The sequence below is a fragment of the Limnobacter sp. genome (genome assembly GCF_036846585.1).
Classification (GTDB): Bacteria; Pseudomonadota; Gammaproteobacteria; order Burkholderiales; family Burkholderiaceae_B; genus Limnobacter.
Genome location: NZ_DAIUBR010000019.1, coordinates 14289 through 27533, shown reverse-complemented (window position 1 = coordinate 27533; position 13245 = coordinate 14289). Strand labels below are relative to the sequence as shown.

7 protein-coding genes are annotated in these 13245 nt (G+C 48.4%); 5 read left to right on the top strand and 2 right to left on the bottom strand.

The genetic code is table 11. The features are described from left to right. The first annotated feature begins 64 nt into the window (after nt 1-64). From V7028_RS09945 to V7028_RS09930, 4 genes are all read left to right on the top strand, one after another. Complete coding sequence (locus V7028_RS09945) at nt 65-634, top strand: TRAP transporter small permease subunit (protein WP_334119926.1); 570 nt, start codon at nt 65-67, stop codon at nt 632-634. A gap of 11 nt (nt 635-645) precedes the next feature. Then, on the top strand, nt 646-2550 hold the full coding sequence (locus V7028_RS09940; RefSeq protein WP_334119925.1) for a TRAP transporter large permease: 1905 nt from the start codon (nt 646-648) through the stop codon (nt 2548-2550). 200 nt (nt 2551-2750) lie between these two features. Further along, nucleotides 2751-4178 carry an HD domain-containing phosphohydrolase gene (locus V7028_RS09935; protein ID WP_334119924.1) on the top strand — a complete coding sequence of 476 codons (1428 nt, stop codon included), beginning with the start codon at nt 2751-2753 and terminating at the stop codon, nt 4176-4178. A gap of 23 nt (nt 4179-4201) precedes the next feature. Further along, nucleotides 4202-5590, top strand: coding sequence for an HD domain-containing phosphohydrolase (locus V7028_RS09930; protein ID WP_334119923.1), 1389 nt, complete (start codon nt 4202-4204; stop codon nt 5588-5590). 8 nt (nt 5591-5598) lie between these two features. Here the strand turns inward: V7028_RS09930 and V7028_RS09925 are convergent, their stop codons facing one another. Next, nucleotides 5599-5847, bottom strand: coding sequence for a hypothetical protein (locus V7028_RS09925; protein ID WP_334119922.1), 249 nt, complete (start codon nt 5845-5847; stop codon nt 5599-5601). Nucleotides 5848-5991: 144 nt separating this feature from the next. Here V7028_RS09925 and V7028_RS09920 point away from each other — a divergent pair, with 144 nt between their 5' ends. Beyond that, nucleotides 5992-8280: a PAS domain-containing protein gene (locus V7028_RS09920; RefSeq protein WP_334119921.1), complete on the top strand. Its 2289-nt coding sequence runs from the start codon at nt 5992-5994 to the stop codon at nt 8278-8280. On the opposite strand, the gene V7028_RS09915 is transcribed toward V7028_RS09920, so the two are convergent. Further along, nucleotides 8281-12867: an ATP-binding protein gene (locus V7028_RS09915; RefSeq protein WP_334119920.1), complete on the bottom strand. Its 4587-nt coding sequence runs from the start codon at nt 12865-12867 to the stop codon at nt 8281-8283. Nucleotides 12868-13245 lie beyond the last annotated feature (378 nt).

Genomic DNA, 13245 nt, shown 5'->3' with positions numbered 1-13245 from the left:
GATCAGAAGCCAACATCCGCACAACGGGTGTTGGCTTTTTTTAAAAGAACCAGAGGTTCACTCCATGTTAGCTTTTCTCCATTTGGTCGACAAAATTTCAACCAAGGTTGGGCACCTGTTTGCCTGGACCATCGTGCTGTTGACCGGTGTCATTGTGTTCGAAGTGTTCACACGCTATGCCCTGAACAGTCCCAACCCGTGGGTATTCGACGCATCCTATATTCTTTACGGCATTCTGTTCATGATGGCAGGTGCCTATACACTGGCCACCAACGGCCATGTGCGCGGCGACATTCTGTATGGCTTTCTTGAGCCCAGAACCCAAGCCATTCTCGATTTGATTCTGTATTTCGTTTTCTTCTTCCCCGGCATCATCGCATTGACCTACGCAGGTTACACATTCGCTGACGAAGCCTGGGCCATCAAGGAAATGTCATCCATCACAGCCGATGGTCCACCCATTTATCCCTTCAAGGCATTTATTCCACTGGCCGGTTTCTTCCTTTTGCTTCAAGGCATCGTCGAGGTGATCCGCTGCATCATGTGCATCAAAGACGGCGTCTGGCCCAAGCGTGAAGACGACGTGGAAGAAGTGGATGTAGAGAAGCTGAAAGCTTCACTCGGCAAGAATTAACAGGATCAATCATGAAAAAAGAACTATATTTTGGTATTGCCATCATGGCGATGATCCTGATCGGGGTCGCCATTGCAATGCCGGTGCCCTCGGAAATGACCAACGGTCACCTGGGTCTGCTAATGCTGTCGCTGGTGGTGGTTGCCATCATGTTGGGTTTCCCAACCGCTTTTACCCTGATGGGCATGGGCGTAATTTTTACCTACTTTGCCTACGATGGAAATATTCAACACACGCTCGATTTGATGGTTCAGTCCACCTACAAGGTGATGACCAACGACGTACTTATTTCAGTACCGCTATTCGTGTTCATGGGCTACCTGGTTGAACGTGCAAACCTGATCGAAAAACTGTTCAAATCGCTGCACCTGGCGATGGCTCGACTTCCCGGCGCACTGGGTGTTGCAACACTGGTAACCTGCGCAATTTTTGCGACAGCAACGGGCATTGTGGGTGCAGTAGTTACCTTGATGGGTTTGCTGGCCATGCCGAGCATGTTGAAAGCAGGTTACGACACCAAAATGGCAGCCGGTGCTATTACTGCTGGCGGCTGTCTGGGTATTTTGATTCCGCCTTCCGTGTTGTTGATTGTGTATGGCGCCACAGCGGGTGTTTCCGTGGTGCAGTTGTATGCGGGTGCGTTCTTCCCCGGCTTGATGCTGACCGGCATGTACATCGCCTACATCATGATCCGTGCAAAAATCAATCCGAAATGCGCGCCCCCCCTGTCTGAAGAAGACCGCAAAGTTCCACTAAGCCCCGTACTGGATTCCCTGAAGCGCACCTACGGCAGCAGCCGCGCCGTGTCTGCTTTGGTCAATGGCTTGAAAGGTCGCCGTGAAGGCAACCTGACAGGCGGACAGGTGGCAAACCAGTTGTTTGTGGCCATGCTGCCTGCAATTTTTGCGGCATTCATTTTGGGGCTGGTTTACTCCTCTTTGACAGCCCCGAAAGAAGCGGCATTTGACACCTCAAGCCTGGTCAGTTTCGGTGCAGACTACGACAGTGGCACCTCCAATTCTTATTCCTTCGACCTGGCTGAACCCGAGATTGAGGGCTCCACAGGTTTAGCAGAACCAGCCGGTGCAGACACTGCAGAATCTGCTGCGGCACCAGCGCTGGAAGAACCTGCAACAGAAGAAATTGTTGTTGAGGAAGCGCGTTCAGCGCCACTGAATTTCTGGATATCCCTGCTGGTGGTGGCGGCTGTACTGGTTTACTACTACTCTCGCCTCAGCTTCGAGCGTCTTGAAGTGTTCAAGATGTTGCTGACGTCATTCTTCCCCTTGGCAATTCTGATTTTGGCAGTGTTGGGTAGCATCGTGTTTGGCTTTGCAACCCCTTCAGAAGCGGCGGCTGTGGGTGCGTTTGGTGGCTTGTTGCTGGCAGCAGGTTATCGCCAACTCAGCTTCCCCGTGCTGCGCGAATCGGCGTTTTTGACCTCCAAAACCACTGCGATGGTCTGCTGGTTGTTTGTGGGCTCCTCGATTTTCTCAGCCGCCTTCGCGCTGCTGGGTGGCCAGGAACTGGTGGAAACCTGGGTGTTGTCTCTGGGCTTAACCCCCATTGAATTCCTGTTGCTGTCACAGGTCATTATTTTCCTGTTGGGCTGGCCACTGGAATGGACAGAGATCATCGTGATTTTCATGCCGATCTTCATCCCGCTGTTGCCCTACTTTGATGTAGACCCACTGTTCTTCGGCCTGTTGGTGGCTTTGAACCTGCAAACCGCGTTCCTGTCGCCACCCGTGGCCATGGCAGCGTTCTACCTCAAGGGCGTGTCGCCACCCGGGGTTACATTGAACCAGATCTTCCTGGGCATGATCCCTTTCATGTTTATCCAGATCTTCGCCATGTTCGTGTTGTATGTGTTCCCACAGATCGGCATGTGGTTGCCAGGCGTGTTGTACCGTTAATCTGGCAGATTGCATTGAAACAAAAAACCCGCTTTCAGCGGGTTTTTTGTTTTCGGAATAGCCTACCAAACAAGGAATTAACCCTTTTTTACATCCAATTCAAAGGATCGATCTTAATTTTTTCAATTACAGTCTTGTTAAGTTGCAAAGCCCAATTGCCCTCTTTCCAATTCTTTTAATTTGAAAAAAAGGTATTCGTCATGACACCCACTGACGTGACCGAAAGCTCCAATGAGCACGAGTGCCTGACGATTCCGGAAATAACGCTAGCTGGCGAGGTGGAATCGGACACTCTCTATAGAAATGACGACATCAGTCCGGACGTTGTACTTCTCATCGACGATGATCCCGATGTGCTGACTGCACTTCGTAAAGAGCTCCGAAAACTCAATTTGACCGTGCTGACATCGCTTGAATCCCGGGAAGGCGTAACGCTGGCAAAACGACACAAACCTGGCGTGGTGATCTGTGACATCAAAATGCCAGAACTGTCTGGCATTGATGTCATGGAAGCGATAAATCAAGTCTCTCCCGATACCTCCCGTGTCGTACTGACTGGATTCAGCGATCTGGACACCGTGATTTCGTCCATCAATCGAGGACATGTCAAACGTTACCTGTGCAAACCCCTCGATGCCGAAATATTGCGTTTGACAGTGTCAGAACTGGTTGGAATAGCCAGACTGAAATTCGAAAGGAACAAAACAGCAAGAGAGCTCAACAACAAAGCGATTGAACTTGAAATGCTGAATGACACGCTGGAACATTGCATCGGTGAACGCATCAGAGAGCTTGAACAGGCAAGGCTTTTTCTCGATGTTTCCCATAGAGAAAAACGAGCGCAGTATCTGAGTGCTGTAAAAGTCTTTTCCGGACTAACGGAACTACGATCCCCACAGTTGGGTGCCCACAGCAAACGGGTAGCAGAATTGGCTCGATTCATCGCAATTGAATTGAACTGTGACCCGGACCTTGTTTATGAAGTTTACATTGCTGGGCTTCTTCACGATGTTGGGAAAATTGGCTTGACTGATCAAGCATTGTTTACGCCAGTGGGCAACTTGACAACTGAATTCAGAGCTCAATTGATGTCTCACTCAATCAAAGGACAGATGTTGTTTGATGGCTTAAGTGACATGGAACCCATATCAATCATGATCAGGCACCATCATGAGCGATTTGATGGGGATGGCTATCCGGACGGAATATTCGGAGAGGTAATCCCCTTGGGTTCCCGAATACTTGCAGTGGCTGAAGACTTCGATGAACTGAAGCTAGGTTGGTTGACACCCCAAAAACTTTCTGAACAAGACGCGCTGTCACTCATCATGAAGTCTGGAGACAGTCGCTACGACCCAAAGGTGGTTGCCGTATTTCCAACAGCTCTGGAAAAACTGAGAGCAGCCCCAAGACTCGAGGAAAAGTTGGTTTCTGGTTCGGAACTTCGCGTGGGTCAAACTTTATCGCGCGATTTTGTGGGGCCAGATGGTTACCTGTGGCTGTCCAAAGAAAAGCTTGTCAGCAAGCATCTGATCGATCACATCAAAGAACATGAAAACGTAATGGGAAAACCATTGAAAATTTACGTGTATCGCCTAAAGCGAACCGGAAAACAAACCACCAAATAGACTTTGAATACCCAGGTCAAATCATGAATATCGCGCAAAAACCGGAAAGTAAAAGTAGTCCATTGATACATGGTTTCACTGGTGTAATCAATCCGAACAAACCATCCAAACACAAAATACTTTTCGTGGACGATGATTCCAACATCATCAATGCGCTTCGAAAGGTGTTTCGGCTGGAACCTTATGACATTCTTTTTACAACAGACCCCCGTGAGGCAATTTCAATCGCGAGAAAAGAAAAGCCCTCTGTTGTCATTTCTGACATGCAGATGCCTTCTCTATCGGGAGTTGATGTATTTCAGGCCATATCGGAAACATCCCCAAATACTGGAAAAATCATTTTAACAGGGCATGCGGACACCGATTCAGCGATTGACGCCATCAATTTGGGTCAGGTAGACCGGTTCATGAACAAACCATGGGATGAAGGTGAGCTTAAGCGCGCAGTAAATGACTTGATCGAGATTTACCAAATTCGTGTTGAAAATGAACAGTTGAATCAATCATTGGTTGAAAAAGTTCATGAGCTTGAACAATTCCAGAATGAACTGGAATCAAAGATTGAAGAGCGACTCGATGAAATACGACAGGTTAATTCGCTACTGGATCAATCCAGAAAAGAAATAAAGATGCAATACCTGAGTGCGATTCGTGTGTTCAGTAATTTTCTCGAATTGCGGTCGCCGGCCATTGCGTCCCACTGTCGACTCGTGGCAGATTTGTCGCGGATTCTTGCACAGCAATTGGCATTGGATGAAGGAGAAATTCAACAAATCTACATTGCAGGTCTCTTGCACGACATCGGGAAAATTGGTTTGCCCGACCATACTCTATTTACTCCGTTTACGAGTCTCGACGGAGAATCACAAACGGCGCTGCTCAAACACCCAGTTCGGGCCCAAACAGTATTTTTAAGCCTTCCCGACATGGGAGAAATCAGCAAAATCATTCGACACCATCATGAAAGATATGACGGACACGGATTTCCTGATGGTTTGATTGGTGCAAGTATACCAATGGGCTCGAGAATTCTGGCTGTAGCTGAAGACTTGGACGAACTGCAACAAGGTTGGCTGGCGGAGAGAAAGCTGACATTGAAGGAGGCAGCCAGATTCGTGACCGGTTCTTCAGGTAGACGCTACGACCCTGAAGTCATTCGGGCCCTTCCGAAAGCACTGGAAGAATATGCAAGCACGCCACTTGCCAACGAAAAACTTGTATCAGCACAAGGCTTGAAAATTGGCGCCGTGTTATCCCGAGATTTCACTGGGCCAGACGGGTATTTGTGGGGCTCAAAAGACCAAGTGGTCAACGGACGGATGGTCACAAAATTCCGGGATGGGGAATCCGTTATCGGCGTACCCATGAAAATCTACATTTTCAAACCTCAAGCATTGTCCAATAACAGTTGACCCCAATGTCACGCCGTGTCGTTTGTTGATTTCTTGCTGATCAGGGAACGAATTCTTTTGATGGCTTCCATTTGAGCCTCTATTTCTACATCAAACTCCCTTAGTTTCATTTGTTCAAGAAGTGTGTACTTCTCGATGCTTTCCAGGTGATCATCCAACTCGAGAACAAAAGGCAGCATAGCGTTGTTCATCTTGTGAACATATTGCGCTAATAATTCATTCACCGGGTTTCGATCTTTTTCTGATCCTGCAGACACGTGACTAAACTCCGAAGCAAGGAAAACACCTGACAGTTTGCCAGAACTGTTCAACTTTTGTTAAATTAAGGAAGGCTGAACTCACCCAAAGTATCGTGCCCCAAATGCTCATAAGCATAACCCTATCGAAGTGGGCTCTCAATCATGAACTTTGACTCCAGTGTGCAGGAACGGGAAATTCTCCTGAGATCTGCCGAACGCATGCTCAACACCCTGGCGTGGGAAGTCGATATTGGCTCCGGTCAGGTCAGTTGGCACATCTTCGGCAATCCGGAAATATCACCCGGATTCCAGACGCTCCTGAACGCCTCATCAATGGATGAATATCTGGCGCTTGTTCATCCAGAAGACAGGGGCGAGGTGATGACCGTTTTAACGGACAAAACCGTTCAAGTCGGGTATCGATTCACCTTCCAGCATCGCGTGTTTTGCAAAGACGGATCAGTCAGCCAGTTGAAAGGCTCGGGTGAAAAACACGACAAGCTTGGTCGCCCCATCATCGTGGGCTTGCTGATAGACATCACAGAACAGGTTCGGGAGAAAAAAAGGAATTCTGATCTGGAGCAAAAACTGCTGTCTACTCTCGAGAATATGAGCGACGCATTTTTCATCGTGTCCAACAAATTCGAATTTCTCTATCTGAACCTTCGAACAGAAAAATTATTGAGAAGAAACAGAAACGATCTTGTCGGAAAAATCATCTGGGAAGAATTCCCAGAGGCCATCGACACCCCGATCTATCCGCTCTACCACGATGCACTGAAGTCGGGCAACCCATTTAATGTGAAGTTTTATTACCCGCCACTTGACACATGGTTTGAAGTAAACGGATATCCCGTTGCGGAAGGACTGGCAATTTACTTCAAAGATGTAACCGGCGAACAAAGGCAACAAGAAGCGGCAAAACTTCTACAAGAGCGTTTTCTATTGGTATCCAAGGTTACCAATGACGTGATTTGGGACTGGGATTTGGTCAATCAAAAATTGTGGTGGAACGATTCCATGTGCCGTGTGTTTGGATACACCAGAGCGCAACTGGAGCCGGGTCCGGAATCATGGACCAATCACATTCACCCGGATGACCTGGATCGTGTACTCGAAAGCATTCACAAGGTGATCAACGGCCCAGAAACCATGTGGGAGGGAGAGTATCGGTTTATCAAAGCAAACGGCAAGTACGCCACTGTGCACGACAGGGGATTCGTCATTCGAGATGACCAAGGCCAAGGCATACGGATGCTGGGCAGCATGCTTGATTTGACCGAACGCAGGGAACTGGAGGAAAAACTTCGGGAGTCACAGAAACTTGAAGCCATGGGCCAATTGACTGGGGGTGTTGCACACGACTTCAACAATCTGCTGACTGTAATTTTGGGCAACGCCGAAATTCTCTTATATCGATTAAGCGGAAATCAACCACTTCAAGCAATGGCGGAAATGACCGTGAAAGCCGCTGAGCGTGGTGCTGAATTAACCAGTCGACTTTTGTCATTTGCACGACGTCAACCGCTCAGGCCCATTACACTAAATGCCAATCGATTGATCCGGGACTCCGAAGAACTGTTCCAGAGAACCTTACCAAAATCAATTGAAATTGACGTGGTTGAAAATGAAGAATTGTGGTCAATGGACGTCGACGCCAGCCAGCTCGAGGTGGCGTTGCTCAACTTGGTGATCAACGCAAGGGACTCTATGCAGAATGGAGGAAAATTGACCATAGAATCTGCAAACACATACCTTGATTCAGATTACGCGGCCACTGAAGGCGAAGTCGCCCCAGGCCAGTACGTCAGGCTCACCATTTCCGACACGGGCTGCGGCATGACCCGGGAGACTATCAAGCGTGCATTCGAGCCCTTTTTCACCACCAAAGAAGTGGGTAAAGGAAGTGGTTTGGGATTGAGTATGGTGTTTGGATTTGTAAAACAGTCCCAAGGACACATCAAGATTTATTCAGAGATGGGAGCAGGAACATCTGTGAAACTGTACTTCCCCAGAAGCAAAGCAGACACACGCCCTGATCCTTGCGTTATGGAACAGGGAGAAATCAAAGGGCGCAATGAACACATATTGATTGTTGAAGACGATGACCTGGTGCGTGAGCACCTGCATTCACAATTGATTGAAATGGGATACCGGGTAACCGCTGCCGTGGATGGGCCAAGCGCACTTGCGGTTTTAGAGCAAATCGCTCACATCGATTTGCTGTTGACTGACATCATCATGCCCAACGGCATCAATGGTCGACAACTCGCCGACATGGCCAAGGAATTGAAACCCGACTTGAAAGTTCTTTTTACCTCCGGCTACACAGAAAATACCATTGTTCATGACGGCAAGCTGGACGCAGACCTTGAACTTCTCAGCAAACCCTACCGCAAACGGGAACTGGCATCCAAGGTGCGCAAGGTGCTTGGGTTGACCGCCAACTGATCAGCGGGTGAGCCGCTCGATAACCTCAAGCAACTGCTTCAACCTTGGCGGTTTGCTCACAACCTCATCAATGTTTTTGAATTCATCATCATCCTGATTAATCTGGGAACCCCAACCGCTCATCAAAACCAACGGGACACCTGGAAACCTCTTTTTTATCTCGTGAGCCAACTCGATGCCTGTCATATCGGGCATACCCAGGTCAGTAATTACAAGATCATAAGGTTTCAACGTTGTCGATTCTGCAAGCAAATACTCCAGAGCCAACTTACCTGTTGACACCGCATTCACCTGATGACCGGCGTGCCGCAAAATTGAACTGCACGTGTCCAGAATCAACTGATCATCGTCAACCAACAAGATTTTTCGAATTACAAATGCAGTATTCTTAACAGAAACCAACTTAGGCGAAGTGTCCTTAGGTTCTTCGGAATTCATTTCAAAAGCAAGAGAGATACGCGTTCCCTTACCTGGACTGCTATCGATTGCCAATGTTCCGCCCATGCGTTTGACAATGCCGTAAACCATCGAAAGCCCCAAACCAGTTCCACGATCACCCTTGGTGGTAAAAAAAGGCTCCATGCAACGAACTTTCGTTTGTTCATCCATTCCCACACCATTGTCGCGCACTTCCAGATTCAGGAATTTTGTGCTGCCTACGGTCGCCGTGCTGGTATGAATTTCAATCACGCCCCCATTGGGCAAAGCATCCGTGGCATTCAAAATTAAATTGGTAAGTGCCTCTCGCATCTCGGAACGCGATGCATTCAATGGTGAAATGTTCTCCTCAAAAAAGGTCTTTATTTGAATGGACCAGCCTTTCTTGATGGTGATCGTTTCCCATTTCGCACGGGTCAACTCAATCGCTTCCTGACAAAGGGCATTCACGTCCGTAAAAACGAAATCGGAGACATCATCCCGACCCTTCGCAAACCTGCTCATCCTGAGCACCGTATTTGTTACATCGTCAATTGCGGTCTGAATAGTCGTTAACTGCTTTCGATCCCTGTCGGGCAAATCACGGTCAGGTGACAAAAGACTTTCCACATAAAGTGCAGCCGGCGATATCGCGTTGTTAATATCATGCGCAATGCCTGCTGCCATTTCGGCCAAGGCCCTCAACCTTTCTTGCTGCAACACCAGATCCTGGGTTTGCGTCAGTTCCTCATAAGCATCTTGCAATTGCTTCAGCAATTCTGCCTGTGACAAGGCAAGTGCAACATGTTCACCCAACTGTCGCAAAAACTTAAGCTCATCTTCCGAATAAGCGTTCTCAGCCTTCCTCGCCGTCACCATGACACCCAGTACACGTGCCTCTTGCACCAGTGGAACAATCACAAGACTGTTCAAACCAAAAGTTTTCTGGATTTGCTGGGCAATCGGACACCACGACTGTTTCATGGTTGGCTGAAATACAAACTTGCCAGTACACGCTTCCTGAAGATGCGTGCCTGTAATCGGAATATCAGACAACCCCGAAATACCAAGAAGTTTTGCCATCTGAAGACTAGACTCCGACAAAGACCTCACTGAAACAGTTTCTGACTTCAGGTCATAAGCACCCAAAAAACAGAAATCGGATGGCAAGTCATTTTCCAGCGCATTAATCACCACAGCGTAAATGCTGTTGATATCCAGACGTTTCCCAATTGACCGCGTGATTTCATCCAGCAGATTCATCTTCCGCAGCTGCGATTCGCTGTCGCGTTGCACTTGCTTGATGTGCGTAATGTCTGTCATTCCGCCGATCATTCGCAGCGCCTTTCCGTGGTGGTCGCGAATCACAAACGCCCGATCTGTCACATCGGACCAGGTTCCGTCAGCCCGCGCAAATCGGTACTCATCCCGCCAAGTTTCCTGGTCCCCCTCAAGCACCGAATCAATGCCACTGACAACCCGCGCCAGGTCATCAGGATGAATACGGCTGGTTCGTGACTCAATCGTTGATCCGCATTCATCTTGAAGATAGCCAAACAAGGTCTGTAGCCCTTCGCTCCACCAAACATAATCAGCGTCTTCAAGATCCCACTCCCAGATGCAATCGCTTGTTGCATTGGCCAGTGATCGAAAACGCTCAAGATTCACTTCCCTATCCTGCTCAATTCGTTTTCGCTCAGAAACGTCTCGCTGAATCGCCACCCAATGCGTGTAGTAACCGGTTTGATCTGCAATCGGAACAATGTTCAGTTCAATCCAGAATGGTTTTCCATCTTTGGTGTAGTTGATCAGTTCTTCATGCACGGGTTTCCAGGCAAGAAGGCCCACACGGATTTTGTCCAGCACATCGCGTTGCGTACCAGGGCCTTGAAGAATTCTGGGCGTGTTTCCAATCACTTCATCTGGCGTGAAGCCCGTTGATTCATAGAAGGCCGGGTTGGCGTACAAAATTTTTGGACCATCACCAATCACCGGTTCGGCCTCGGTGATCAACACCATGTCGTTAAGCCTCTCAACACAGGCTTCGAGCAACTGCAAACGCTCCATCGTTTTGGCTTTGTCTATCGAATTGACCAAATTTTCCAAGGCGAGTGAACGATTCTTGGCGATGGTTTCAAGCAACTCCGAAACACCCGTATCGAAGAAGTCTGTGCCAAAACCGAAATAAACCATGGCCGCGAATAATTTGCCATGCAAATGCAATGGCACCACCGCAAATGACCCCATCCCGGCATCAATTGCGTGCTGGGCCCAACCAACAGCGTAAGGTTCGTCACGAACGTCATTGCAAATGTACAGCGATCGCCTTTCAAGCCGCTGGAACAAGGGATGCCCGGTGTCTATATCGAGAGATTCCATCACCTGATCAACCAAATCAAGGCACTGCCCCCCCTTTGCAACCACTTGAAGTTCTTCGGTGCCCGGCTTGAAACTGACAATCCACACCAGCGGTATTTGCCCCACCGCAGGTACAATCCGACAGACCTCATTAAACATATCCGCCGTACTGCTCAAGTAGGGTATCTGGACATTCACCTGGTTCTGCGCGTACAACAAGCTGTTGATGCGATTGACCGTATGAAGTGCGTGACGATATTCCGTGATGTCCTGAATAAACCCCTGAATGCCTGTTGTCCGATCTTGATCATTTTTGATTGCTTTCGCAGCAACCCTGACTATTCGCTTGCGGTTTTTGAAAGTAAGTATTTCCGCCTCAAGGTCAATCGGATCGCCTTCAGCGACGCAACGCTCAAGAGCCTCCTCCAACCTTGCCCGGGAGAAACCATAATATCGATCCAGCCCAGCATTCAAGTCGGCAGGTTGACCCTGCTCTTCGGAAACTTCGAAAATCCGGAACACTTCATCAGACCAGTGAATCTTTAACCTGGGTTCCAGGTCAACCGACCATCCACCAAGGCCCGCCATAGTTCCATCCATTTGCTTCAAAACCATCGGAATACTCGGCTCAGGTTTTGTATGGTCAGCAACAACAGATGGCGATACGTTCAGGGCAGGATACGTATGCTCCACGCCGCCTCTGCGCAATGGCAGATATAACTCAAAAGTGGCACCCTGTCCTGCTTGCCCCTTTGCCTTAACCATTCCCCCATGCCGTTCAACAATCTTTTTTACATTCGCCAGCCCCATGCCGTGGCCATGAAACTCCGTTTGATCGTGCAAACGCTGGAACGGTTTAAAAAGTCGATCCGCCAACTCAGGGTCAAACCCTGCCCCATTGTCCTTCACCGAAATGCACGCAAATTCGTTGAATAACCTTGATTGAACCTCGACCACAGGATGATCTTTCCGAGCGGAGTACTTCAATGCATTGGAAAACAAATTAATGAACACCTGCTCGATCAACGCCGGGTCAACGGGTACTGCTGGCAGATCTGAAATTTTCCAGGTCGGGCGTGGACCGTCATGATCAAGTTCTGCAATCACTTTGGATCGATGAACAATGTCATTTAAATTTGTCTCGACAGAGGCCAACGGAGATGCACCAAGCCTTGCAAACTCCAGGAGATCACTGACCAGCTTACCGCCCCGCTGACTCGACTCGAGAATTCGCATGACAGAGCGATTCAGGTGTTCTGGGGAGGACAAGACTTCTTGTTCTTTTAGGCGGGAAGCGTAGCCCTGAATCAAATGAATTACCGAGTTCAAATCGTGTGCAATCCGCCCTGCGAAGCTGTCAAGCTCGCTGTTCAGTTCTTTGAGTTGCTGATTGGACGTTGACAATTGCTGCAGCAATGTCTCATTGTTTTTCTTGAGTTGCTGAAACTTCAAGGCCTTGTGGATGGATGAAAGAACCTGGCCTATCTTGAAGGGTTTCAAGACATAATCTTGAACACCCAGATTCAGTGCCTCGACTGCTGTTTCCACACTTCCATGGCCTGTCATCAAGATGCAGGGGAGATCGGGCTGAACAATCTTCACCTTACCTATTAGCTCAATACCAGTGAAGCCGGGAAGCTTTAAATCAGTCAACAAAAGATCTGCCGGATTGCAGCTGATGAAATCAAGCGCCTCCGCTGGTGTAGAAAATCCGAACACCTCGAATCCTCGTTCCTCCAACAGAAGGCAAAGCGCTTCTTTCTGGGCTCGCTCATCATCTACGACTATCAATTTCGGTGATGAATTAATCATCCAATACATCCTTAAACCGTCTTTGAATTAATGCACGATGAACTATCGTTGCGCGAAGTGCTCAAGCACTTGCTTTAGTTTGTATTTGTGCTTGATTGCTGTCGAAACAAATTTTAACAATCACCATCATAAAAAAACATACCTTTTTTGACCCCCCCCTCAACAGGTCGCAAAAACAAAAAACCCGCCACAAAGGCGGGTTTTCATGTTTTTGGCGGAAGCTGTGAGATTGTTATCGCGCCTAGCGGCGCTCCCTCGTTTCGTTCACTTGCGTGAACTCCACCGAACTATTATTTTTACGATCCGTTCGTTCGAATCTACTCACAGGTCGCAAAAACAAAAAACCCGCCACAAAGGCGGGTTTTCATGTTTTTGGCG